Raw genomic sequence first — 24,136 nt, 5'->3', positions numbered from 1 at the left:
GAGGGCCTCCCTGTGCCCCTGTTCCCCCCCTACTTCGTTACTGTCTGTGTCAGTAGAAGTGTTTCGCATAGACGATCCACCGCACAAGTAGATCCACATAGAAGGCAGGTACCGTGACTTCCAATCACCTGGAGACTTTGCAGAGTCCCGCCATGACTTCAGCGACCGCTGGGTTGAACCTCAGCGACTCGGTGTACGAGCGCTTGCTGCGAGAGCGCATCATTTTCCTCGGTACCCAGGTCGACGACGACATCGCCAACAAGCTGTGCGCACAGATCCTGCTGCTCTCGGCCGAGGACCCGACGCGAGACATCTCGCTCTACATCAACTCGCCCGGTGGATCCGTGACCGCCGGTATGGCGATCTTCGACACCATGCAGTTCGCCGAGTGCGACATCGCCACCTTCGGCATGGGCCTTGCGGCGTCGATGGGTCAGTTCCTCCTCTCGGCCGGCACCAAGGGCAAGCGTTACGCACTGCCTCACGCCCGCATCATGATGCACCAGCCGTCCGCCGGTATCGGTGGTTCCGCCAGCGACATTGCGATCATGGCTGAGCAGTTCAAGCACACCAAGCGCGAAATGGCCGAGCTGATTGCTCAGCACACCGGCCAGACGGTCGAGCAGATCACCGCGGACTCCGATCGTGACCGTTGGTTCACGGCGAAGGAAGCTCTCGAGTACGGCTTCGTCGACCACGTCGTCTCCCGTGCGAATCAGGCCGGCGGCACCGGCAACTGAGCCGGTACGCCCATCCTTTCGCTGCCCAATTCATACTTTGGAGAACTGATGACCAATCTTTTCGGAGCTAACTCGCTGGGCGGCCAGGCGCCGTCGGGCCCCCAATCGCGTTACATCCTGCCCCAGTTCACGGAGCAGACCAGCTACGGCGTCAAGACGTCCGACCCGTACAACAAGCTTTTCGAGGAGCGCATCATCTTCCTCGGCTCGCAGGTCGACGACGTGTCCGCCAACGACCTCATGGCGCAGTTGCTGGTTCTCGAATCGCAGGATCCGGACCGCGACATCACCATGTACATCAACTCGCCCGGTGGTTCTTTCACCGCGCTGATGGCGATCTACGACACGATGCAGTACGTCCGTGCCGACATTTCCACCGTCTGCCTCGGTCAGGCTGCTTCGGCAGCTGCCGTGCTTCTGGCCGGCGGTACGCCGGGCAAGCGCTTCGCGCTCCCCAACTCGCGCATTCTGATCCACCAGCCGGCTACGGGCGGCATCCAGGGTCAGGTTTCCGATCTGGAGATCCAGGCTGCGGAGATCGAGCGTATGCGTCGGCTCATGGAGAGCACGCTGTCGCTGCACACGGGTAAGGATCCGGAGACCATCCGCGTCGACACCGATCGCGACAAGATCCTCACGGCCGAGCAGGCCAAGGAGTACGGCATCATCGACGACGTGCTGGCTTACCGGAAGCTCAGCGCACAGAAGTAGTCGATTTCCGCCTCGTGTCGAGGATCTGTATCCCGATTCCCGACACGAGGCGGACACGTCGAGAAGTGCCTGGTGGAGCGCTTGCCAGGCTGAAATCTCGACTCTTTTCTTTTTTTATCCGCAGACGAAACGCCGAGAACAGGTCGACCCCGTTCGGGATCTGCGGGTACCGTCACTTCACGGGCTGGTTCTCGACCGGCGTTCTGCGATTGTTCGACCAGATTTGTTCGATCAGTTTGTCTGATCTGACAACTACCGAAGTACTGCGGAGCGTCTCGACCGATCGAGTGGCGGCGAGTGCACGTACATGATGGAAAGTAGGGACCTCACGAGATGGCACGCATCGGCGACGGCGGGGATCTGCTCAAGTGCTCTTTCTGCGGTAAGAGTCAGAAGCAGGTCAAAAAGCTCATTGCAGGACCCGGGGTGTACATCTGCGACGAGTGCATCGACCTCTGCAACGAGATCATCGAAGAGGAATTGGCCGAATCGAGCGAGGTCAAGCTCGACGAGCTTCCCAAGCCTGCGGAGATCCGAGAATTCCTCGAGAACTACGTCATCGGTCAGGACTCCGCCAAGCGGACGTTGGCCGTGGCCGTCTACAACCACTACAAGCGCATTCAGGCCGGCGACAAGGGCCGTGACGCGCGGGGTGAGACGGTTGAGCTCGCGAAATCCAACATCTTGATGCTCGGCCCCACCGGCTGTGGCAAGACGTATCTCGCTCAGACTCTCGCGAAGATGCTCAACGTCCCGTTCGCCATCGCTGACGCGACGGCGTTGACCGAGGCCGGTTACGTCGGTGAGGACGTCGAGAACATTCTGCTCAAGCTGATTCAGGCTGCCGACTACGACGTCAAGCGCGCCGAGACCGGAATCATCTACATCGACGAGGTCGACAAGATCGCCCGTAAGAGCGAGAACCCGTCGATCACGCGTGACGTCTCCGGCGAAGGCGTTCAGCAGGCGTTGCTGAAGATCCTCGAAGGTACGCAGGCAAGCGTCCCGCCGCAGGGTGGCCGTAAGCATCCGCACCAGGAATTCATTCAGATCGACACCACGAACGTGCTGTTCATCGTCGCGGGCGCTTTCGCAGGTCTCGAGCGGATCGTCTCCGATCGTGTCGGCAAGCGCGGTATCGGATTCGGTGCCGAGGTTCGGTCGAAGGCCGAACTGGATACGGTCGATCGTTTCGCCGAGGTCATGCCGGAGGATTTGATCAAGTTCGGTCTGATTCCGGAGTTCATCGGCCGACTGCCGATGATCGCGTCGGTGACCAACCTCGACAAGGAATCGCTCGTTCAGATCCTGTCGGAGCCCAAGAACGCTCTCGTCAAGCAGTATCGTCGCCTGTTCGACATGGACGGCGTCGAACTCGAGTTCACCGAAGAAGCGCTCGACGCTATTGCCGATCAGGCGATCTTGCGTGGAACCGGCGCTCGTGGCCTGCGCGCCATCATGGAAGAGGTTCTTCTTCCCGTGATGTACGACATTCCCAGCCGTGACGACGTCGAAAAGGTGGTCGTCACCGCGGAGACCGTCAACGACAACGTACTTCCGACCATCGTTCCGCGTAAGCCGGAACGTGGCGAGCGTCGCGACAAGACGGCGTAGACCTTCAAAACGACTGTGGCCCGGTATCTCTCGCGAGATGCCGGGCCACAGTCGTTCGCGCAACACAGTGGTTCGTGTAACACAGTGGTTCGTGCAGGGTGTCTGTGGGGTGGTCGGCTAGATCGGGTTGCCGAGCTCCTTGAGGGGGGTGCGGAACGTCTCCTTAGCGGTGAACGCCGAGATCGCGCAGATGACGCAGGCCACCGAAGTCAGAATGGCAACGGGCATCCAGTGTGTCTTGTCGCCGCCCATGAGGGCGTTGCCGATGGCGGGGGCAAAGCCTGCGAGGGCGAAGCCGACCTGGGTGCCGATCGCAATGCCCGAGTAGCGGACCTTGGTGTTGAACATCTCGGAGTAGAACGACGGCCAGATGGCATTCGGGGCAGCGTAGAAGACGGACATCAATCCGATTGCGGCGAGGAAGATCAGGGGAACGTTGCCGCTGGCGATTGCGCCGAAGTACACGTAGATGAACACCGCGCTACCGAGGGCGCCACCGATGAACAACGGCCTGCGACCGATCCGGTCGGAGAGCATCGCCCAGGCGGGCTGACTGAGCAGGGCTACGGCGTTGGCTGCGATGGCAACCCAGAGCATGGTCGACTTCGGAATCCCCACTTCTTCGGTGGTGGCGAAAGCGAGACCGAAGACGGAGAAGATGGTCGAGACGACGGCGATGAAAGCGCAGCAGATCACGCGAATCAGATTTGCGCTGTGGGTGCGAAGAAGATCGGCAACAGGCAATTTGGCGACGGTCTTGGATTCCTGCTGCTCGGTGAACTCTTCGGGCTCTTCGAGCTTGAGACGCATGATGTATGCCGCGACCAGAACGATCAGGCTGCCCCAGAACGGGATTCGCCAGCCCCACGTGTAGAGGATGTCGTCGGGGAGCGCGGCGATGGGCAGGAATACGAGGCTGGCGAGGATGAAGCCGGCCTGGGTGCCGTTGAGGGTCCAACTGCAGAAGAACGCGCGTCGGCCTTCGGGGGCGTGTTCGAGCGTCAGTGAGCTGGCACCGCTCTGTTCACCGGCAGCGGAGATGCCCTGGGCGATTCTCATCAGGACGAGAAGGATCGGTGCAAGAACTCCGATCGAATCGGCGCTGGGAATACATCCGATGAGGAAGGTGGCTGCGCCCATCAGAATGAGCGTGAGCAGCATGATCTTCTTGCGGCCGACGCGGTCACCGAAATGGCCGAGGACTACAGCGCCGAGGGGACGCGCGACGTACGCGACACCGAAGGTGGCCAGCGAAAGTAGAGCCGCATGCCCGCTGTCCGGGAAGAACACCGTGGGGAAGATGAGCGCAGCGGCGGAGGCGTAGATGTAGAAGTCGTAGTACTCGAGCATGCTGCCGAGAAACGACGACGTTGCGGCGCGCTTGACCTTGGTCGTATCCGGCCTTGCCAAGGATCCCGCCTCGGGCCCGGACGGTGTAACCGTGCTAGCTGACATGCTCATCTCCTGGGTGGAAGCGTCGTGGAGGCTCTACATCCGCCGATTGTGTTCGTATCAAGAACGTCTGTGCGGAGAGCGATACAAGAAATGTAACCGACGCCACAGCAACTACACAAGATTATTAACCAAATAGTTCATAAAAATCTACTGGCGGTCACGCTGCTCGTCGAAACCGCAGTTCAGAGAGTTAGGAGGCCGGCTGTGCTGCGGCCGCCACCAACTGCTCCACCTGTTCCTCGGTGATCCCGAGGCCGAAGGTGGCGAGTTTTCCGAGCGGCATCGAGCCTGCGAGTGCCATCATCTCGGGGCTGACCGCCTGTGCACCGTCGCCCGCTGCGGCAGCCATGGCGGCGCCGAGAACTGCGCTGCCGACGGGATGGGCGAGCCATTCGCCGATGGTCGACATGGCGTCGAGCGTGCCGACGCCGACGTTCCCGGCCAGGGTGATCGTGTCGGTGGTTGCGATGTCCCGAGACGAGAAGCCGACGCGGATCTCGTAGTCGCCGGCCTCGATCGCCCAGTCCTTTTCCGTGACAGACCAATAGGCAAATGCCCTGCTGTCGAGCGTGATGGTCACAGTCGCGGATTCGTCGGGGTCGAGGTGGACCTTGGCAAAGCCTTTCAATTCCTGCGCGGGTCGATCGATGCTTGCCGAGGCGTCGTGGACGTAGACCTGAACGACGCTGCTGCCCGATCGGTCGCCGCTGTTGCGCACGGTGACGGTCACTTCGGCGGAGTTCTCACCGGCCTCGACGGAGGTATCGGTGATGTCGAAGGTGGTGTAGCTCAGCCCGAACCCGAACGGGTACGCCACTTCGCGCAGCGCGGAGTCGTAGTAGCGGTATCCCACGTACAGGCCTTCGCCGTAGCGGACGTGCTGCTGTGATCCCGGGAAATGCAGATACGACGGATTGTCTTGGAGGCGAAGCGGAATGGTCTCCGTCAGGCGGCCGGACGGATTCGTGATGCCGAACAGAAGATCGGCAATCGCCGAGCCGCCCGCCTGGCCGAGTAGCCAGCCCTCGAGGATTGCGGCGGCATGATCCTTCCAAGGCTCGATCGCAACCACACCGCCGTTGGCGAGCACGACGACCGTGTTCGGGTTCGCGCCGTGGACCGCTTCCAGCAGGGCGATCTGGTCAGCCGGCAGTTCGATGTCGGTTCGGTCGAATCCTTCGGATTCCGTGGCGGACGGTAGTCCGAGGAACAGCACCGCGACGTCGGCGCGGCGTGCGGCGTCGACAGCCTCGGTGACCATGTCGTCGTCCGGAGTGCCGTCGAAGGTGAAGCCCGGTGCGAAAGTGACGCGGTCGGCGCCTTCGAGGTCGAGGATCGCGTCCAAGGCATTGTCGAGCTTGGTCGGGACCACCTGTGAACTGCCGGCTCCCTGGTACCGCGGGCTGCACGCGAATTCGCCGATCACCGCGACGGTTTGCCCGCCGGGGGTCAGCGGCAGTAGTTCTCCGTCGTTGGCCAGCAAGACAGCGGACTCCGCTGCAGCGGTCCGTGCCAGTTCGTGGTGACGCTCGACGTCGTACGTGTGGCCTTCGGTGCGCGCGGCGGCGGTGCGTGCCACCAGCGTCGCCAGGCGCTCGGCGGCAGTGGCGAGCACTGATTCGTCCAGGTCGCCGCCGCGCACGGCGTCGACGATCTGGGTATCGGTTCCGGTCGGCGGCATTTCCAGGTCGAGGCCCGCGGCGAGTGCCGCCACGCGGTCGTTGACCGCTCCCCAGTCCGAAACGACGAGGCCGTCGAAGCCCCACTGTTCGCGGAGTACCTCGGTGAGCAGCCAATGGTTCTGGCTCGAGTACACACCGTTGATCTTGTTGTACGAGCACATGACCGTCGTCGGGGCCGCGGTCTTGACGGCGTATTCGAAGCCGGCCAGATAGATCTCGCGCAGCGTCCGTTCGTCGACGTCGGCACTGACTCTCATCCGGTCGTGCTCTTGGTTGTTGACAGCGAAGTGCTTGAGCGAGGTTCCGACGCCGCGAGACTGGATGCCGGTGATCAGGGCTGCCGCGACGCGGCCGGAGAGGAATGGGTCCTCGGAGACGTATTCGAAGTTCCTGCCACACAAGGGTGATCGTTTGATGTTGATGCCTGGGCCGAGGAGGACCGAGACCTGTTCGGCTTTGGCCTCGTCGCCCAGAGCCTCACCGACCTGGCGGATGAGGTCGAGGTTCCACGACGAGCCCAACCCGACCGCCGGTGGGAAACACGTCGCGGGAATGCTGTGGCCGAGTCCGAGTGCGTCGCCGCCCTCGGGTTGTTTCCGGACTCCGTGCGGACCGTCGGTAAGGAGTATCGATTCGATGCCGGCAACGGACTGGCTGTGCCAGAAATCCGAGCCGGACGTCAACGACGCCTTCTCGTCGAGTGAAAGCCCGTCTACGTAATTCTCGGTCACGTCATTCCTCCCGGTGGCAGCTGTGAGTTCCACTCACCACCGTAGGGGGATTTTTCGGACTTCGGGGTGGGTCAGGACGGCGCCTTCGAGGTCAAGAACGCAACAACCATGTCGCCGAGCATTGTTCGAAGATGCTCACGATGCGTCGAGTCGGTCAGATCGCGGTCGAAGAGCGCTTTGAAGGTGTAACGATTGGCGATACGAAAGACGCAGTAACTGCTGATCAACATGTGAATATCGAGAGCATCTACGTCGGAGCGGAATGCCCCAGACTGCTGTCCGTCGTGGAGGATCTGCGAGACCAGGTCGGCGGCGGGGGCGCCGAGGCCGCTGAGTAGCTCGGATTTCTCGATGTGCTCACCGCGGAGCATGTTCTCGTTGGCTACCAGCCGAATGAAGTTCGGGTGTTGTTCGTGGTGGTCGAAGGTGAGTTCGGCCAAGGCGCGGACCGCTGCGGTGGGGTTCAACCCCTCGAGGTCGAGTTCACGTTCCTGCGCACGAATGACGCTGTACGCATGCTCGAGGACGGACTTGTACAGCCCTTCCTTGTCGGTGAAGTAGTAGTAGATCATGCGCTTGGTGGTGTGAGTCTTGGTTGCGATCTCGTCCACTCGGGCGCCGGCAAAGCCTTTGTCGGCAAACTCCTCGGTGGCGACGGCGATGATGTTCACCCTGGTCAGATCGCTGTTTCGGCGTCGTTTCTCCGGCTTCGACACCACGGAGTTCACTGACTGCTCGGAAACCATGTGCTCACTCTATCTGTCAGCAGTTTGTCGACTTTGCTTGTCGAGTCCGCGTCGGGGGAGTAACGTCCAGTGAACTAACTCACTAGTTCGTACATTAGTTTCGAGCGTCAACCCCGAGGTGCCCCTGATGACTTCATCTCTACCGATTCTGGTCCTCAACGGGCCCAACTTGAATTTGTTGGGCCAGCGCCAACCGGAGTTCTACGGGAGAGACACGCTGGACGACGTAGTTTCCCGCTGTGAAGCGGCGGCCGCGAAGTTCGGAGCGGTGGTCGAGGCAAGGCAGTCGAACCACGAGGGCCAACTGATCGATTGGATCCACGAGGCCAGGGGAAACGTTGCGGGCATCGTCATCAATCCCGGTGGGTACTCGCATACCTCCGTTGCGTTGCGTGACGCTCTGGTCACACTCGATGCCCCCGTCGTGGAGGTGCACATCAGCAACATCCACAGTCGCGAAGAATTCCGTCACCACTCGTATGTCTCCGGGATCGCCGACGCTGTCATCTGCGGATTGGGAATCGACGGTTACAGCGCCGCAGTCGAATTCGTCTGCGTCCGAGAAGGGAAGAACTGATGAGTGATTCGATCCTCTGCGGTCTGATCGGCACCGGCATCGGAGCCTCCTTGACTCCGATCATGCACGAGGAGGAAGGGCGCAGACAGGGCCTGCCGTACGTCTACCGCATCCTCGATCTCGACGTGATGGGCATGGCGCCGTCGGACATCGGTGAACTTCTCACCTATGCACGACGTTTCGGGTTCCGCGGCCTCAACATCACTCACCCGTGCAAGCAGTTGGTGATCGAGCACCTCGACGAGCTCTCGCCCGATGCGAGCCGGCTCGGCGCGGTGAACACGGTCCTCTTCGACTCCGGCAAGGCGATCGGACACAACACCGATTGGTCGGGCTTCGGCCGAAATTTCGACGACGGACTTCCCGGAGCACAGCTCGATCGCGTCGTGCAGCTCGGTGCCGGCGGAGCCGGTGCGGCGGTTGCCTATGCCGCGCTCACCCGTGGCGTCGGGACACTGACGTTGGTCGATTCGAGCCTGCCTCGCGCGCAGGAACTTGCACAAACCTTCGCGCAGCAGTTTCCGGCGCAGGTTGTCGAGGCGCGGCACACGAGCGACCTCGCCGAAGTGCTCGGCAAGGCAAACGGATTGATCCACGCGACGCCGATGGGAATGGCGGCTCATCCCGGAATGGCATTCTCGCCGGATCTGCTTCGCCCTGATCTGTGGGTGGCCGAAATCGTCTACCGTCCACTCGAAACCGAACTGTTGCGTCAGGCAAGGTTGATCGGAGCCCCGACGCTCAGCGGAGGCGGAATGACTGTCTTCCAGGCCGTCGACGCGTTCCGGATCTTCACGGGGATCGAGCCCGACAGTAAGCGGATGCTCGCGCACATGACGGAACTTGTACACTGCGAACAGACTGCGGCAGCGCTGTGAGTGCCCCGGTCCGGACGTCGATCGCGACGGTATCGCTCAGTGGCACTCTCGAGGAGAAGCTCGACGCCATCGCTGCTGCCGGCTTCGACGGCTTCGAGGTGTTCGAGCCGGATTTTGTTGCTTCGCCGTGGTCCCCGAAGGAATTACGAACGAGGGCTGCGGATCTGGGCTTGACCCTCGATCTGTATCAGCCGTTCCGTGACTTCGACACGGTGGACGAGGCCCAATTTGCTCGGAATCTTGTTCGAGTGCAACGCAAATTCGAGCTCATGGATCAACTGGGGTGCGAGACGCTCCTGGTGTGCTCCTCGCCCCTGCCGACCGCAAGTCACGATGACGGTCAGTTGACAGAGCAATTCGGAGCTCTCGCCGAACTGGCGTCCGAGCACGGCAAGAAGGTTGCCTATGAGGCGCTCGCGTGGGGTGCCCACGTCAACACGTACGGCCATGCGTGGCAGATCGTCGAGGGCGTCGACCATCCTTCGCTCGGTACCTGTCTCGACAGCTTTCACATCCTCTCGCGCGGTGACGATCCCGCCGGAATTCGCGAGATTCCCGGCGAGAAGATCTTCTTCCTCCAGTTGGCGGACGCTCCGTTCTTGGCGATGGACATCCTCCAGTGGAGCCGGCATCACCGAAACTTCCCGGGGCAGGGCAGCTTCGATCTCAATGCGTTCGCTCAGCATGTCTACGCCACCGGTTACGACGGACCGTGGTCGCTCGAGATCTTCAACGACGTATTCCGCCGCGCCGACACCCAGCGGACGGCAATCGACGCTCATCGGTCGCTCCTGCATCTGGAAGAACAGGTCGCTGCCGCGAACCCTGCCGCCGGTGGACCCACGCTGTTCACCGCCCCGGAGCGCACCCCGCTCGAAGGGATCGTGTCTCTGCGAATCGCTGCGGGTCCGGCTAAACAGGACCAGGTGCACTCGATGCTCTCTCGCGTCGGTTTTCATCTTGTCGGACGGCACCACGATCACGATTTGCAGTTGTGGCGGCACGGACCGCTCACCGTTGCCGTGGATGCGACTTCGGGCACGGTGTGGACGGCGCCCGGGCGGCCTGCGGATCTACCGGTTCTCACTCAGATCGGCATCCGGGCAACCGAACCCGAGGTGTGGGGAGAGCGCGCTCTGGCTCTCGAAGTGCCGGCGACGCGCGTGCAGTTGCCGGGGTCGAGCGACGAGAACTCCGAGGTACCGGACGTCGTACGCCTGAAGGTCACCGATGCGACATCGATCGACCTTCGTGGCCCCGGCAGCGCAGCAGCGTGGGAATCGGCATTCGAGATCTACCCGCTGCCCGCCGAGCGCAATCGTGAACAGGGCGCAGTGTTCACCGGGATCGACCACGTGGCACTGGCGGTTCCGGCCGAGAGCTGGGACGGCATCATGCTGCTCCTACGGTCCGTGTTCGAGATGCAACCACACGAGGGGCAGGACGTCACCGATTCTGTCGGCCTCATGCGAAGCCAGGCGCTCACGCTCGTTCAAGGCGGTGACGGACATACCCTGCGCATCTCGCTGAACATGGTGGAGGGAAGTCGAAGTGGGCTGCCGACGGTCCGTCGCGGCGGCGTCAGCCACGTCGCCTTCGCGTGTGAGAACATCTTCGGTGCCGCTGCGTCCATGCAGGACTGGGGATTTGCTCCGCTACCCATTTCCCCGAACTACTACGACGATCTGGACGCGCGTTTCGGACTGAATCCGGAACTGCTCGACCGGATGCGCAGCACCGGAATTCTTTACGACGCGGACGCTCACGGCGAGTTCTTCCACCTGTTCACCCCGACCGTCGGGGGAGACCTGTTCTTCGAGGTCGTGCAGCGGGTGGGTGGATACGAGGGCTACGGGGAAGTCAACTCCGCTGTGCGACTGTCGGCTCAGTTGCGTGCGAGTTCGACGTGACCTCGACTCGGTGCGGGTGCGAGTAGACGTTCATCGAATCGCCGCGGATGAAACCGGCGAGAGTCAGCCCGGACTCCTGCGCTAGTTCCACTGCCAGCGACGACGGCGCGGAGACAGCACCGAGGATCGGAATGCCGGCCATGACGGCCTTCTGGACGAGTTCGAACGACGCCCGCCCGCTGACGATCAAGATCGTGTCGTAGAGGGGCACTCGGCCGTCGGTGATGGCCCAACCGATCACCTTGTCGACGGCGTTGTGACGGCCGACATCCTCGCGCAGTGCCAGGAGTTCGCCGGTGGCGGTGAACAATCCGGCCGCGTGCAGGCCACCGGTGCGCTCGAAGATCCGTTGGCTCTCCCGCAGTGTGACCGGCATGGCCGACAGGATGGTCGAGGTGACGGAAGTCGTGTCACCGACCAGCGGATGTCGCGTCGTGGTTCGGACGGCGTCGAGCGAGGTCTTGCCGCACACGCCGCACGCGGAACTGACGACGGTGTTGCGGTCGGTGGTGTGGTCGGGCAACGGCACTCCGGGAGCGAGAGCGATGTCGAGGACGTTGTACGTGTTCGCACCGGATTCGTCGACGCCGTCGCAGTAGCGGACGACGCTCACGTCGTCGCGGGTGGCGATGACACCTTCGCTGAGAAGGAATCCGTGCACGAGATCGACGTCGTTGCCGGGGGTCCGCATCGTCACTGCCAGCACCTGACCGCCCACTCTCATTTCGAGTGGTTCCTCGACGGCCAGCGTGTCGGGGCGCGTGACGACCCGATCACCCGAGATTCGAACGACCGGTGTTCGTGCGGTGACTCGTCCCATCTCAGGCGCCCGATGCTTCGAGTCGAACGGTGACGGCCTTCGACACCGGCGTGTTCGACTTGGCTGCAACGTGTTCGAGGGGAACGAGCGGATTTGTCTCGGGGTAGTACGCCGCAGCATTGCCGCGCGGGGTGTCGTAGGAGACGATGCGGAATTCCGTGACCCGACGCTCTTCGAGTGTGCCGTCGGGTGTTGTCCACTCGGACACGATGTCGACGAGATCGCCGTCACGGAATCCGAGCGCGGTGATGTCTTCGGCGTTGACGAGGATGACTTTGCGTCCGCCCTTGATGCCGCGGTATCTGTCGTCGAGGCCGTAGATCGTGGTGTTGTACTGGTCGTGGCTGCGCATCGTCTGCAGAATCAGGCGCCCACTCGGAGTGGGTATCCAGTGCAGGTCGTTCACGCCGAAGTTGGCTTTGCCGGTGTGCGTGCGGAACTCACGCGAGTCACGCGGCGGGTGGGGGAGTTGGAATCCGTCTGGCTCTCGAACGCGGGAGTTGTAGTTTTCGCAGCCTGGCACTACCCGTGAGATGGAATCGCGGATCAGATCGTAGTTGCCCTCGAAGGCCGACCAGCGGACGGAGTGATCGTTGCCGAGTAGTTCGCGGGCGAGTTGGCAGATGATGGCGACTTCGCTACGCAGGTAGGGGCTGACCGGTGTGAGGCGTCCGCGCGACAGGTGCACCATGGACATCGAATCCTCCACGGAGACAAGCTGCTTTCCGCCGGCTTGGACGTCGAGGTCGGTGCGTCCGAGGGTGGGGAGGATGATCGCGGTCTGCCCGTGGACCACGTGACTGCGGTTCAGCTTGGTGGACACCTGCACGGTGAGTTCGCATTGACGCAACGCTGTTTCAGTCGCTGCGGTGTCCGGGCTTGCCTGGATGAAGTTGCCGCCCATCGCCATGAAGAAGCTTGCCTTGCCTGCGTTCATGGCGCGGATCGCGTCGACGGTGTCCCATCCGTGCTTGCGGGGACTCGAGATCGAGAACTCGGTATCGAGCGCGGCCAGGAACTCTTCCGGCATCTTTTCCCAGATGCCCATCGTGCGGTCACCCTGGACATTGGAGTGTCCTCGCACCGGACAAACGCCGGCACCGGGTTTGCCCATCATTCCACGCATGAGCAGCAGGTTGACTGCTTCTTCGATGGTGGCGACTCCGTGTGTGTGCTGAGTGATCCCCATGGCCCAGCAGGTGACGGTTCGCTCGGATCGGGCAAGTGCGGCAGCCGTTTCCTCGAGCTGTGCCATCGACAGACCCGTTGCCTCGAGTACCGTGTCGAGATCGACCGCGCGGATGTGCTTCTCGTATTCGTCCCAACCGGCGCAGTACCGGTCGACGAAAGCGCGGTCGACGACCGTCCCGGGAGCGCGATCTTCCTGCTCGAGCAGCAGCTTCCCCAGGCCTTGGAACAGCGCCATGTCGCCGCCCAGCCGGATCTGCAGGAACTCGTCCGCGATGTCGACTCCGTGCCCGATCACGCCGGACACCTTCTGTGGATCCTTGAACCTGCGCAATCCCGCCTCGGGTAGAGGATTGATGGCAATGATCTTGGCGCCGTTGCTCTTTGCCTTCTCCAGCGTCGAGAGCATTCGAGGGTGGTTGGTGCCGGGGTTCTGTCCGGCGATGAGGATGAGATCGGCGTTCTCGAGGTCGGGAACCGTCACCGAGCCTTTGCCGATGCCGATGGATTCGGTCAGTGCGCTTCCGGACGACTCGTGACACATGTTGGAACAGTCGGGCATGTTGTTGGTGCCGTAGCTGCGAATCATCAACTGGTAGAGAAACGCGGCTTCGTTGGACGTGCGACCGGAGGTGTAGAACACCGCTTCGTCCGGCGATGCGAGGCCGTTCAGATGTTCGGCGATCAGTGCGTACGCGCCGTCCCAGTCGATCGGCCGGTAATGGGTTGCTCCCGGCGTCAGGACCATCGGGTGCGTCAGTCGCCCCTGCTGTCCGAGCCAGTAGTCGGTCTTGCCTTCGAGATCGGCGATCGAGTGCTCCGCGAAGAATTCGGGTGTGACGGTGCGAAGCGTTGCTTCCTCGGCAACAGCCTTCGCTCCGTTCTCGCAGAATTCGGCGGGCTTGCGATGTCCGGGAGTCTCCGGCCACGCACACCCCGGGCAGTCGAAGCCGTGTCGCTGGTTGAGTCTGGTGAGCGTTCGGGCGGTCCGCAAGGCTCCCATCTGCTCGATTCCTCGTTGCAGCGACACCAGAACGGCCGGAACTCCGGCGGCGTAGTCCTTGGGGTGCGTGACTTCGAGATCCGATTCGTCGATGTCCTTCGAGGGGCCCTGGCGCGTCATGTCTCCATAGTGGCCCGAACGGCGCGGTACTGCCATCGAATGGGCCGGTCGAACTAGCCGGAATGAAGCTTTCATCGGCTAGCCTTACCTACCGAACCAGCAGACTTTAAGGGGTAGGAACATGGATCGAACGGACGCAGGTCGGCTGACCCGGCGCGGATTTCTGATCGGCACGTCGGGAGCGTTGCTGGCATTCGCCGCAGCCTGCTCCAGTTCGAACGACGAGGACACACCTCCCAGCGGTGACTCTGCGGAATCGATCACCCACAAGTTCGGGGCTACGGAGTTGCCCAAGGATCCGCAGCGGATCGTCAGTGTCGGATACAACGATCAAGATGCGATCCTGGCGCTCGGTGGGACCTTGGTCGGAACCTTCGACTGGTACGGCGATTACCCCTACGGAGTGTGGCCCTGGGCGCAGCCGCTGCTGAACGGGGCGACTCCCGAGATCATCGGAACTGCGGGCACCACCATTCAGATGGAGAAGGTCGCTGCCACGACACCCGACCTCATTGTCGGCACCTACTCCGGGCTCACTCAGGCGCAATACGACAAACTCAGTGCCATTGCGCCGACGGTGGCGCAGCCCAAGGAGTTCGCGGATTACGGAATCCCCTGGCAGAACCAGACGACCATCATCGGCGAAGCGTTGGGGCAGCAGGGTAAGGCCACCGAGCTGATCGCCGGCGTCGACCAGAAGTTCGCCGACGTGAAGACGGCCAATCCGGCGTTTGCCGGCAAGACCGTTCTGGTCGGCGCGTTGAAGGGGCCGGGGCAGTTCGGGGTCTACGGACCGGAAGACCCGAAGGTGCGGTTCTTCACCGAACTCGGATTCGTGAATCCGCCTGTCACCGATCAGATCACGGGTAACTTCGCCGAGATCAGCACCGAGCAACTCTCGCTCGCGGACGTCGACGTACTCGTCTGGTACGCCGGTGGCGGCTACGGCGACAAGCTTCGCGCGGAGCTGGACAAGACCCCGATCTACCAGGAACTCGACGTCGTGAAGGACGGCCGCGCGATCATTCTGGAAGACGCTGCTGCCGAAGCCATGACGTGGAGCACCGTACTGAGCTTGCCGTACGCGCTCGAACAGATTCCGCCGCGGATTGCGGGCTTGCTCGTCTGATCGGTTCAAGGACAGCGCTGTTCAAAGTCCAGTGATTCGGACAGTCGGCGGTACTCTCGCCTCATGGGTGTACACGTACGGCCGGCTGTCCGATCCGATATTCCGGCACTGTCGGCAGTGTTGGCCGAGGCGTTCGAAGATGATCCCTTGATGGCGTGGATGTTGCCGGACGAGGCCACCAGGGCTGATCGCCTGACGAAACTGTTTGCCGCAGAAGCTCGTTACCACCACCTCGCCGGGGGCGGCGTCGAGGTGGCCACCGACGACAACGGCCTGATCGGCGGGGCAACTCTGTGGGATCCGCCGGGGCGGTGGAAGCAGTCGTGGATTTCCGGGCTCGTGAGCCTGCCCGCAATGGTGCGTGTCTTCGGCAGGGGCCTACGACACGCGGCCGAGGTCAGCTCCGTTCTCGAAGGAGCACACCCGAATTCGCCGCACTGGTATCTCGCGACCGTCGGGACCGGCAGCGCGGCGCGCGGTGGGGGATACGGCAAAGCGCTGCTGAACTCTCGGTTGGAGCGTTGTGACCGTCAACATGTCGACGCTTACCTCGAGAGCAGCAAGGAATCGAACATCCCGTACTACAACCGCTTCGGTTTCGAAGTGACCCGTGACATCGTCATGCCAGGCGGCGGGCCGACGATCTACGCAATGATGCGTCAACCGCGGGGCGCGTGATACGAACTAGTGGTGACCCAGATTCCCGAGCTCCACGCAGGCACACCGTTCGACGAACTCGACGACTACATCGCTCTGGCCAGGTTGTCCGGCCTGGTGTTGTCACCTGACGGCTCGCTGCTGATCTGCGCGCGCGCCGTTCTCGACGACAAGAGCGCCGAATACGTGTCCTCGTTGTGGGAGATCGACCCGGAAGGCCGGCGTCCTGCGCGTCGGTTGACCTGGGGTTCGACCAGCGAGTCCGGTGCTGCCTTCGCGTTCGACGGCGACGTGCTCTTCACTGCCACGCGAGCCGTGCCGGGCGAGAGTGATCCGCAACCAGCACTCTGGCGCCTACCAGCGGCGGGCGGAGAAGCTCAGCTGCTGATCTCGCGTCCCGGTGGTGTCTCGTCGGTATCAGCGGCGAAGGCGGCGCCGACGTTCGTGGCCCAGACGTCGGTCATGGCTTCGGCGATCAGCCTCGACCAGGACGATCAGGTGCGATCGGCGCGCAAGGACAAGAAAGTCACGGCGATGCTGCACACCGGTTATCCGGTGCGCCACTGGGACCACGACCTGGGCCCCGATCATCCGCATCTGGTTGTGGCCGAGACGGATTCGAAGGAATCCGTCGAGTTGCGGGACATCACACCGACGGCAGGCGCAGCGCTGCGGGAGACGTCGACCACGATTTCCGACGACGGTCTCTTCGTCGTGACCACGTGGACTGTCGGCGATGCGAGTGCCGCCCGCCGATCGACGTTGGTTCGGATCGACACGGTGACCGGTGACCGAGTCACGCTTGTCGACGAGGCCGACGCGGACGTCTACAACCCGGTGCTCTCGCCGGACGGAACCAAGCTCGCGTTCATCCGGGAGACACTCACCACACCGGAGTCCGCACCACGAATGACTCTGCAGCTCTACGACTTCGGATCCGGTGCCGTGACCGGCGTCGCCGACGGCTGGGATCGCTGGCCTACCTCACTTGCCTGGCTACCCGACGGATCCGGGCTGGTCGTCACCGCTGACGACGGCGGCCGCGGTCCGATCTTCACCATCGACCTGTGGGGCCAACCAGTGCGCCTGACAGCCGACGACGCGGCGTACACCGACGTTCGAGTGGCGCCGGACGGTGAGTCGATCTACGCGTTGCGAGCCTCGTACGAAGCGCCCCCGCACGTGGTGCGGGTCGATCTGCGATCAGGTGAGATCACCGCACTTCGTGGGCCCGACACTTTGCCGGAGCTGCCGGGAACACTGACCGAGATCACCGCGCGTGCCGAGGACGGTTCGACGGTGCGTAGCTGGTTGGCGCTGCCGACGGGCGCCGCGCCGCATGCACCGGTGCCATTGCTTCTCTGGGTCCACGGCGGCCCACTCGGTTCGTGGAACACCTGGTCCTGGCGGTGGAATCCGTGGCTGCTCGTCGCCAAGGGCTATGCAGTACTGCTACCAGATCCCGCGCTCTCGACCGGATACGGCCAGGACTTCGTCCAGCGGGGGTGGGGTCAGTGGGGCAAGGCGCCCTTCACCGATCTGATGGCGATCACCGATGCTGCTGTCGCCCAGCCCGAGATCGACCCCAAGCGAACAGGCGCGATGGGTGGTTCGTTCGGTGGTTACATGGCCAACTGGATTGCCGGACATACCAACCGTTTCGACGCCATCGTCACCCACGCGAGTCTGTGGGCACTCGATCAATTCGGCCCGACGACGGACGCTGCCTGGTACTGGCAGCGCGAGATGTCGCCTGAGATGGCCGTCGAGAATTCGCCGCATCTGTACGTCGCGGACATCACGACTCCGATGCTGGTCATCCATGGCGACAAGGACTACCGGGTTCCGATCGGTGAGGGCTTGCGACTCTGGTACGAACTGCTTGCCGAGTCAGGTCTGCCCGCCGACGACGACGGGAAAACGGACCATCGCTTCCTCTACTTCCCCGACGAGAATCATTGGGTGCTCAAGCCGCAGCACACCAAGATCTGGTACGAGGTGGTCACCGCGTTCCTCTCCGAGCACGTTCTCGGCGAAGATGTCGCGCTACCGGAGATTCTGGGCTGAACCCGCGCGTGCCTCGTTCGGATGAAACACCGAACGAGGCACGAGCGTCTTCGCGTGGATCCGGACCGGAATCAGGCGCCGGGGCAACGAACGGTGTACGACCACTCGGTGTGGTCGGGGCCCGTGACGCGAACCAGAACGGACGACGCCCCACCGGCGGGCACGTTGACGACAGCTGAACCAGTTCCCTCGTTGATGTTGTCGCCGATGTATCCGGTGCTGTGGATCAACCGACCTTCGTAGTACACCTCGATCAGGTCCGGGACGTTTTCGGTCTCGTAGCCGAGCACGAACGAGGTCGGGCCACCGCGGCCGAGTTCGTGCTTGGTGCTGGTGATTCCTGCGCCGCCCGAGACGGTCGAGGCGTCGCAGCGCTGCGTGGGCGCAAATGATCCGCCGCCGCCGCTGCCGCTGGCCAGGCCACTGAGAATGTCCCTGACGTTGCCACTGGCCAGGCCGTTGACGATGTCCATCGCGCTGGTCGAGCCGGCGTTCAGGCCGCCGAGGACGTCGTTGAGGTTCCCAGTGGCGATCCCGCCGACGATGTCACCCACGCTGCCGCTGGCGATGCCGTTTGCGATGTCGTTCCCGATATCGCCGACGCTTCCGTTGATCGTGGCGCTGCCACTGTCGATGCTTCCTTGCACACTTTCTTCGATGCCGGGGGCAGCAGACGCAGTCGCCGGAAGCACGAGGGCAACCGCCGCTCCGATCGTCGCGGCCGCCGCCATGGTTCGAACGCCGGGACGGCGAGAACTCCAGTTGTTCAACATATTTGCTCCACAGGTCGTTGGTCGGTCGTCCTTCAGAGCGATCCTGTCAGCGGAGCGGATCGGTGAATATCGTTTGTTCGGCTGACCCCGGACTGCGGGGCAGTCGTTCGTGTGCGCTGCGGCGGCCGACGGGCGAATTCGTTCACGACGGGGGAGTCATTAGGATCAAGTGGTGACCAGTGCAGCTCCAGAGAACCCCCAGACCCCCGCCGACGCCCTACCCAAGAGCTGGGACCCCAGCGCGGTAGAGGCCGATCTGTATCAAGGCTGGGTAGACGCCGGGTACTTCCAGGCCGACGCGACCAGCGACAAGCCCGGCTACTCCATCGTGCTGCCGCCCCCGAACGTCACCGGCAGCCTGCACATGGGCCATGCCCTGGATCACACCCTCATGGACGTGCTCAGCCGTCGCAAGCGGATGCAGGGCTACGAGGTGCTGTGGCTGCCAGGCATGGACCACGCCGGTATCGCCACGCAGTCCGTCGTCGAGAAGCAACTCGCTGCCGACGGAAAGACCAAGGAAGATTTCGGCCGCGAGCTGTTCATCGACAAGGTCTGGGACTGGAAGCGCGAATCCGGTGGAACCATCGGTGGCCAGATGCGGCGCATCGGTGACGGCGTCGACTGGAGTCGTGATCGTTTCACGATGGACGAGGGCCTCTCCCGCGCAGTCCAGACAGTCTTCAAACGCATGTTCGACGAGGGCCTGATCTACCGCGCCGAGCGTCTCGTGAACTGGTCGCCGGTGCTGCAGACCGCGATCTCCGACATCGAGGTGAAGTTCGAGGACGTCGAGGGTGAGCTGGTTTCCCTGCGCTACGGCTCGCTCGACGACAACGAGCCGCACGTCATCGTCGCGACCACTCGCGTCGAGACAATGCTCGGTGACACCGCAGTAGCGGTCCATCCCGAGGACGAGCGCTACAAGCACCTCATCGGCACCACTCTCGATCATCCGTTCACCGGGCGTCAGATCCCGATCATCGCCGACGACTACGTCGACCCCGAGTTCGGAACCGGCGCTGTGAAGATCACGCCGGCTCACGATCCCAACGACTTCGAGATGGGCCTGCGGCACAACCTGCCGATGCCCACCATCATGGACAAGACCGGCAAGATTGCCGACACCGGAACCGAATTCGACGGAATGGACCGCTTCGAGGCTCGCGTCAAGGTTCGCGAAGCTCTCGCCGAGCAGGGACGCGTCGTCGCCGAGAAGCGCCCGTACCTGCACAGCGTCGGGCACTCCGAGCGCAGTGGCGAGGCCATCGAGCCTCGTCTCTCGTTGCAGTGGTGGGTCAAGGTCGAGACGCTCGCCAAGGCTGCGGGTGACGCGGTTCGCAACGGGGACACCGTCATTCACCCGGCGAGCCAGGAGCCACGCTGGTTCGACTGGGTCGACAACATGCATGACTGGTGCATTTCCCGTCAGCTCTGGTGGGGTCACCGCATTCCGGTCTGGTATGGCCCCGAGGGTGAAGTTGCGTGCTTCGGTCCTGACGAAACGGCGCCGGAAGGCTGGGTCCAGGATCCCGACGTCCTCGATACCTGGTTCTCCTCCGGACTGTGGCCCTTCTCGACGATGGGCTGGCCGGACAATACGCCCGAACTCGAAAAGTTCTATCCCACCAGCGTTCTCGTCACCGGCTACGACATCCTGTTCTTCTGGGTCGCCCGCATGATGATGTTCGGCACCTACGTGTCCGAGGACGAGTCGATCACCGCCGGTCCGGGTAAGTCCGGCGCGCAGATGCCGTTCAAGGACGTGTTCCTGCACGGACTGGTCCGCGATCAGTACGGCAAGAAGATGTCGAAGTCTCGCGGCAACGGTATCGACCCACTCGACTGGGTCGATCGTTTCGGCGCCGACGCCCTGCGATTCACACTTGCACGCGGCGCCAACCCGGGCAGCGACCTGTCCGTCGGTGAGGATTCGGCGCAGTCCTCGCGCAACTTCGCGACCAAGTTGTTCAACGCGACCAAGTTCGCTCTGATGAACGGCGCTGCTCCCGCGCCGTTGCCCGCTCGAAGCGAACTGACCGACGCCGATCGTTGGATCCTCGACCGTCTCGACACGGTCCAGGCCGAGGCGGACGCCGCATTCGATCGCTACGAGTTCAGCAAGGCGTGCGAAGGCCTGTTCCACTTCGCGTGGGACGAGGTCTGTGACTGGTACCTCGAACTCGCCAAGGTGCAGTTCGCCGCCGACGAGGCCGTCGCCGCGAACACCCGCGCCGTGCTCGGCAACGTTCTCGATGCACTGCTCCGCCTCCTGCACCCGGTCATTCCGTTCGTGACCGAAACCCTGTGGAAGGTGCTCACCGGCGGCGAGTCCGTCGTCGTCGCCGAATGGCCCACGTTGTCCGGTGAGGCAGTCGACGCCCAGGCCGCAACCAGGATCGAAGACACGCAGAAGCTGATCACCGAGGTGCGACGATTCCGAAACGATCAGGGACTCAAGCCTTCCCAGAAGGTCCCGGCTCGTGCGTCCGGGCTCTCGGAGGCCGGCATGGACGGCCAGTTCGCCTACGTGGCGGCGCTGGCCAAGCTGACCGAACCCGAAGAGGGATTCACCGCGTCGATCTCCGTCGAGGTGCGCCTGAGCCAGGGCACCGTCACTGTCGACATCGACACCTCGGGCACCATCGACCTCGGCGCGGAGAAGAAGCGGCTCGAAAAGGACCTCGCGGCAGCGCAGAAGGAGCTCGTCACCGCTGACAACAAGCTGGCGAACGAGGCCTTCCTGGCGAAGGCGCCCGACGCCGTCGTCGACAAGATCAAGACACGTCGCCAGATCGCCGTCGAAGAGATCGAGCGCATCACGGGACGTCTGAAGGAGTTGGCCGACAAGTGAGTTCGTACGAACCGTCCCAATTCGACGCTCAGAGTTCGGTTCCGACTCCGGTCGACATCGCCGAACTGGCGCTGGTGGAAGCAGAACTCGACAAACGTTGGCCCGAGACCAAGATCGAGCCGTCACTGACTCGTATCGAGGCGCTCATGGATGTCCTGGGCTCGCCTCAGCACAACTATCCGTCGGTGCACGTCACGGGAACCAACGGTAAGACGTCGGTGACGCGCATGATCGATTCGTTGATGACGGCTCTGCATCGTCGCACCGGGCGAACCACCAGCCCTCATCTGCAGATCGCGACCGAGCGGATCAGCATCGACGGTCATCCGATCTCGCCGCGGCTCTACGTGGACACGTTCCGCGAGATCGAGCCGTACGTGCAGATGATCGACGCACAGTCGGAGGAAGCCGGGGGACCGGCGATGAGCAAGTTCGAAGTGCTCACCGCCATGGCCTATGCGGCCTTCGCGGAGGCGCCGGTCGACGTCGCCGTGGTCGAGGTCGGCCTCGGCGGACGCTGGGACGCCACCAACGTGATCGACGGACAGGTTGCGGTGATCACCCCGATCAGCCTCGATCACGCCGAGTACCTGGGCACCGACCTGGCCGGGATCGCGGAGGAGAAGGCCGGGATCATCAAGAAGGGCCGCGAGGACCTGGTTCCGGTGGACACCGTCGCGATCATCGCCGAGCAGACTCCCGAAGTCATGGAGGTATTGCTGCGGCGTGCTGTCGAGGTGGAGGCCGCGGTCGCTCGTGAAGGCTCGGAGTTCAAGGTGCTTGCTCGCCAGATCGCGGTGGGCGGACAGCAGCTCGAACTTCAAGGCTTGAGCGGTGTGTACACCGACATCTTCCTCCCCCTTCACGGTGAGCATCAGGCGCGCAACGCCGCGCTCGCGCTCGCTGCCGTAGAAGCGTTCTTCGGTGCCGGTCCGGATCGACAACTGGATCAGGATGCAATCCGCAACGGGTTCGCCTCGGTCGTCAATCCCGGTCGCCTCGAACGTGTTCGGAGTGCGCCGACGGTCTTTCTCGACGCCGCCCACAATCCAGACGGTGCCCGCGCTCTCGCGGCCGCACTGGCCGCCGAGTTCGACTTCCGCAAGCTCGTGGGAGTGGTCAGCGTCATGGCGGACAAGGACGTCGACGCCATCCTGACTGCATTCGAATCCGTCTTCGACGAGATCGTCGTCACCCACAACGGGTCACCCCGGGCGATGGACGTCGAAGAACTGGCGAACATCGCCGTCGCGAAGTTCGGCGACGAGCGCGTCGTCGTTGCGCCGGTGCTTGCCGACGCCTTGGAAGTCGCGATCGAAATCGCCGAGCAGGTCGCCGAACCCGGTGAGGCCGTATCAGGGGCGGGTGTGGTGGTGACGGGATCCGTCGTGACCGCAGGCGCCGCCCGCACGCTGTTCGGAAAGGACCCCGCGTGAGTACCCCGTCAGATGCCAATCCCGAGTCCGGAGACCACGAGCCCGGAGACACTGCCGGCGAGTTCGGGCCGCCGACCAAGGACCCGTGGAAAAGCTTCCGCGGAGTGATGGCCGGAACCCTGATCCTCGAGGCGATCGTCGTGCTGCTGGCTTTGCCGGTTGTCGCGGTCGTCGGCGGAGGCCTCACCGCGGCCTCCGCGGGATTCATCATCGGGTTGGCGGTACTGATGATTCTGGGTGCGGGCATCCAGGGCAAGCCGTGGGCGATGGGGTTCAACGTCGCGCTGCAGGTGATCCTTCTGTTCGGTTTCTTCGTCCACCCGTCGATCGCCGGTGTGGCGATCACCTTCGGGATCGTCTGGGGATACCTCGTCTACCTGCAGAGAGACATCAAGCGCCGGATGGACAAGGGCCTGCTTCCCGGTCAGCGGGACTGACCATTTAGGCTGTCCGCTGTGACTGAGCGCACCCTCGTACTGATCAAGCCCGACGCCGTTGCCCGTGGATACGTAGGAGAAATCCTCAGCCGTATCGAGCGCAAAGGCCTGACAATTGCAGCACTCGACCTCCGCGTAGCTTCCGAAGAGGTGGCTGGTAGCCACTACGCAGAACACGCCGAGCGTCCGTTCTACCCGAGCTTGTTGGAGTTCATCACCTCCGGTCCGCTGGTGGCCGCAGTGCTCGAAGGCCCCCGAGCCATCGCTGCTTTCCGTCAGTTGGCCGGCGGAACCGACCCGGTCGACAAGGCTCTTCCGGGTACGATCCGCGGCGACTTCGGACTCGAAGCGCAGCAGAACCTCGTTCACGGCAGCGACTCCGTGGAGTCGGCAGAGCGTGAAATCGCTCTGTGGTTCCCCGCGCTGTCGTCCATCTGAATCTCCGATCGGGCCTCTGGCCCACATGAACGGGCCTTCGGCCCACATCTCCACAGCGAATTCTCGGCACGTATCCCACATCGGTGCGCCCTTTGCAGTTGCAGGCGCGTTGGTGTGGGATACTGCTTTCAGTTGAACCGCAATTTGTTTTACGCACGTTCAACCGGATG

At 63.0% G+C, this 24,136-nt stretch carries 19 protein-coding genes; 13 read left to right on the top strand and 6 right to left on the bottom strand.

Annotated elements, in window-relative coordinates; all coding sequences use genetic code 11:
* Window positions 1–152 precede the first annotated feature (152 nt).
* The 3 genes from AC1Q6C_RS25570 to clpX all read left to right on the top strand — a co-directional run bounded on the left by AC1Q6C_RS25570 (window position 153) and on the right by clpX (window position 3,065).
* Window positions 153–740, top strand: coding sequence for an ATP-dependent Clp protease proteolytic subunit (locus tag AC1Q6C_RS25570; RefSeq protein WP_007730960.1), 588 nt, complete (start codon window positions 153–155; stop codon window positions 738–740).
* Between the two features lie 48 nt (window positions 741–788).
* The gene (locus AC1Q6C_RS25565) at window positions 789–1,451 is read left to right on the top strand and encodes an ATP-dependent Clp protease proteolytic subunit (protein WP_003944539.1); all 663 of its coding nucleotides are present in this window, start codon (window positions 789–791) and stop codon (window positions 1,449–1,451) included.
* Between the two features lie 333 nt (window positions 1,452–1,784).
* The gene (gene clpX / locus AC1Q6C_RS25560) at window positions 1,785–3,065 is read left to right on the top strand and encodes an ATP-dependent Clp protease ATP-binding subunit ClpX (protein ID WP_003944582.1); all 1,281 of its coding nucleotides are present in this window, start codon (window positions 1,785–1,787) and stop codon (window positions 3,063–3,065) included.
* A gap of 117 nt (window positions 3,066–3,182) precedes the next feature.
* Here clpX and AC1Q6C_RS25555 read toward each other — a convergent pair whose 3' ends face one another.
* From AC1Q6C_RS25555 to AC1Q6C_RS25545, 3 genes are all read right to left on the bottom strand, one after another.
* Window positions 3,183–4,520 carry an MFS transporter gene (locus AC1Q6C_RS25555; protein ID WP_003944496.1) on the bottom strand — a complete coding sequence of 446 codons (1,338 nt, stop codon included), beginning with the start codon at window positions 4,518–4,520 and terminating at the stop codon, window positions 3,183–3,185.
* Window positions 4,521–4,710: 190 nt separating this feature from the next.
* Window positions 4,711–6,933, bottom strand: a complete 2,223-nt coding sequence (locus AC1Q6C_RS25550; protein ID WP_492666877.1) for a glycoside hydrolase family 3 C-terminal domain-containing protein — start codon at window positions 6,931–6,933, stop codon at window positions 4,711–4,713.
* Between the two features lie 71 nt (window positions 6,934–7,004).
* Window positions 7,005–7,679 (bottom strand): TetR/AcrR family transcriptional regulator, encoded by a 675-nt coding sequence (locus tag AC1Q6C_RS25545; RefSeq protein ID WP_019749082.1) that lies wholly within the window; start codon window positions 7,677–7,679, stop codon window positions 7,005–7,007.
* Window positions 7,680–7,806: 127 nt separating this feature from the next.
* On the opposite strand from AC1Q6C_RS25545, the gene aroQ reads away from it, so the two are divergent.
* From aroQ to AC1Q6C_RS25530, 3 genes are read left to right on the top strand one after another with little or no spacing between them, the layout of a single operon-like run.
* Window positions 7,807–8,256: a type II 3-dehydroquinate dehydratase gene (aroQ, locus tag AC1Q6C_RS25540; RefSeq protein ID WP_007730969.1), complete on the top strand. Its 450-nt coding sequence runs from the start codon at window positions 7,807–7,809 to the stop codon at window positions 8,254–8,256.
* Window positions 8,256–9,134: a shikimate dehydrogenase gene (locus AC1Q6C_RS25535; RefSeq protein ID WP_492666876.1), complete on the top strand. Its 879-nt coding sequence runs from the start codon at window positions 8,256–8,258 to the stop codon at window positions 9,132–9,134. Before aroQ ends, AC1Q6C_RS25535 begins: the two co-directional genes overlap by 1 nt.
* On the top strand, window positions 9,131–11,044 hold the full coding sequence (locus AC1Q6C_RS25530) for a sugar phosphate isomerase/epimerase and 4-hydroxyphenylpyruvate domain-containing protein (protein ID WP_492666875.1): 1,914 nt from the start codon (window positions 9,131–9,133) through the stop codon (window positions 11,042–11,044). Before AC1Q6C_RS25535 ends, AC1Q6C_RS25530 begins: the two co-directional genes overlap by 4 nt.
* Here the strand turns inward: AC1Q6C_RS25530 and fdhD are convergent.
* Window positions 10,995–11,864, bottom strand: a complete 870-nt coding sequence (gene fdhD / locus AC1Q6C_RS25525; RefSeq protein ID WP_003944453.1) for a formate dehydrogenase accessory sulfurtransferase FdhD — start codon at window positions 11,862–11,864, stop codon at window positions 10,995–10,997. The two genes, AC1Q6C_RS25530 and fdhD, sit on opposite strands and share 50 nt — an antisense overlap.
* 1 nt (window position 11,865) lies before the next feature.
* Entirely contained in the window at window positions 11,866–14,175 is a 2,310-nt protein-coding gene (locus AC1Q6C_RS25520; RefSeq protein WP_030536640.1) for an FdhF/YdeP family oxidoreductase, read from the bottom strand.
* A gap of 121 nt (window positions 14,176–14,296) precedes the next feature.
* On the opposite strand from AC1Q6C_RS25520, the gene AC1Q6C_RS25515 reads away from it, so the two are divergent.
* From AC1Q6C_RS25515 to AC1Q6C_RS25505, 3 genes are all read left to right on the top strand, one after another.
* The gene (locus AC1Q6C_RS25515) at window positions 14,297–15,304 is read left to right on the top strand and encodes an iron-siderophore ABC transporter substrate-binding protein (RefSeq protein WP_030536639.1); all 1,008 of its coding nucleotides are present in this window, start codon (window positions 14,297–14,299) and stop codon (window positions 15,302–15,304) included.
* Window positions 15,305–15,367: 63 nt separating this feature from the next.
* Window positions 15,368–15,982 carry a GNAT family N-acetyltransferase gene (locus tag AC1Q6C_RS25510; protein ID WP_042450225.1) on the top strand — a complete coding sequence of 205 codons (615 nt, stop codon included), beginning with the start codon at window positions 15,368–15,370 and terminating at the stop codon, window positions 15,980–15,982.
* A gap of 12 nt (window positions 15,983–15,994) precedes the next feature.
* Entirely contained in the window at window positions 15,995–18,028 is a 2,034-nt protein-coding gene (locus AC1Q6C_RS25505) for a S9 family peptidase (RefSeq protein ID WP_030536637.1), read from the top strand.
* A 71-nt stretch (window positions 18,029–18,099) separates the two neighbouring features.
* Here the strand turns inward: AC1Q6C_RS25505 and AC1Q6C_RS25500 are convergent, their stop codons facing one another.
* Window positions 18,100–18,801, bottom strand: a complete 702-nt coding sequence (locus AC1Q6C_RS25500; RefSeq protein ID WP_492666874.1) for a hypothetical protein — start codon at window positions 18,799–18,801, stop codon at window positions 18,100–18,102.
* Window positions 18,802–18,973: 172 nt separating this feature from the next.
* On the opposite strand from AC1Q6C_RS25500, the gene AC1Q6C_RS25495 reads away from it, so the two are divergent.
* The 4 genes from AC1Q6C_RS25495 to ndk are packed head-to-tail and all read left to right on the top strand — an operon-like array spanning window position 18,974 to window position 23,966.
* Window positions 18,974–21,655: a valine--tRNA ligase gene (locus AC1Q6C_RS25495; protein ID WP_039973213.1), complete on the top strand. Its 2,682-nt coding sequence runs from the start codon at window positions 18,974–18,976 to the stop codon at window positions 21,653–21,655.
* On the top strand, window positions 21,652–23,091 hold the full coding sequence (gene folC, locus AC1Q6C_RS25490; RefSeq protein ID WP_007730993.1) for a bifunctional tetrahydrofolate synthase/dihydrofolate synthase: 1,440 nt from the start codon (window positions 21,652–21,654) through the stop codon (window positions 23,089–23,091). The genes AC1Q6C_RS25495 and folC overlap by 4 nt, the downstream gene beginning before the upstream one ends.
* The gene (locus AC1Q6C_RS25485; RefSeq protein ID WP_003944448.1) at window positions 23,088–23,528 is read left to right on the top strand and encodes a DUF4233 domain-containing protein; all 441 of its coding nucleotides are present in this window, start codon (window positions 23,088–23,090) and stop codon (window positions 23,526–23,528) included. Before folC ends, AC1Q6C_RS25485 begins: the two co-directional genes overlap by 4 nt.
* Before the next feature lie 18 nt (window positions 23,529–23,546).
* The gene (gene ndk, locus AC1Q6C_RS25480) at window positions 23,547–23,966 is read left to right on the top strand and encodes a nucleoside-diphosphate kinase (protein ID WP_003944527.1); all 420 of its coding nucleotides are present in this window, start codon (window positions 23,547–23,549) and stop codon (window positions 23,964–23,966) included.
* Window positions 23,967–24,136: the final 170 nt, after the last annotated feature.

The sequence above is a fragment of the Rhodococcus sp. MT28 genome (assembly GCF_058792695.1).
This window is presented reverse-complemented; position numbering and strand designations above follow the sequence as displayed.

Coding starts and splice junctions, on each gene's coding strand:
- clpX (WP_003944582.1), top strand. CDS start 1,785: ATGGCACGCATCGGCGACGGCGGGGATCTGCTCAAGTGCTCTTTCTGC.
- AC1Q6C_RS25545 (WP_019749082.1), bottom strand. CDS start 7,679: ATGGTTTCCGAGCAGTCAGTGAACTCCGTGGTGTCGAAGCCGGAGAAA.
- fdhD (WP_003944453.1), bottom strand. CDS start 11,864: ATGGGACGAGTCACCGCACGAACACCGGTCGTTCGAATCTCGGGTGAT.
- aroQ (WP_007730969.1), top strand. CDS start 7,807: ATGACTTCATCTCTACCGATTCTGGTCCTCAACGGGCCCAACTTGAAT.
- AC1Q6C_RS25520 (WP_030536640.1), bottom strand. CDS start 14,175: ATGACGCGCCAGGGCCCCTCGAAGGACATCGACGAATCGGATCTCGAA.
- AC1Q6C_RS25500 (WP_492666874.1), bottom strand. CDS start 18,801: ATGTTGAACAACTGGAGTTCTCGCCGTCCCGGCGTTCGAACCATGGCG.
- AC1Q6C_RS25510 (WP_042450225.1), top strand. CDS start 15,368: ATGGGTGTACACGTACGGCCGGCTGTCCGATCCGATATTCCGGCACTG.
- AC1Q6C_RS25535 (WP_492666876.1), top strand. CDS start 8,256: ATGAGTGATTCGATCCTCTGCGGTCTGATCGGCACCGGCATCGGAGCC.
- AC1Q6C_RS25555 (WP_003944496.1), bottom strand. CDS start 4,520: ATGTCAGCTAGCACGGTTACACCGTCCGGGCCCGAGGCGGGATCCTTG.
- AC1Q6C_RS25565 (WP_003944539.1), top strand. CDS start 789: ATGACCAATCTTTTCGGAGCTAACTCGCTGGGCGGCCAGGCGCCGTCG.
- AC1Q6C_RS25570 (WP_007730960.1), top strand. CDS start 153: ATGACTTCAGCGACCGCTGGGTTGAACCTCAGCGACTCGGTGTACGAG.
- AC1Q6C_RS25515 (WP_030536639.1), top strand. CDS start 14,297: ATGGATCGAACGGACGCAGGTCGGCTGACCCGGCGCGGATTTCTGATC.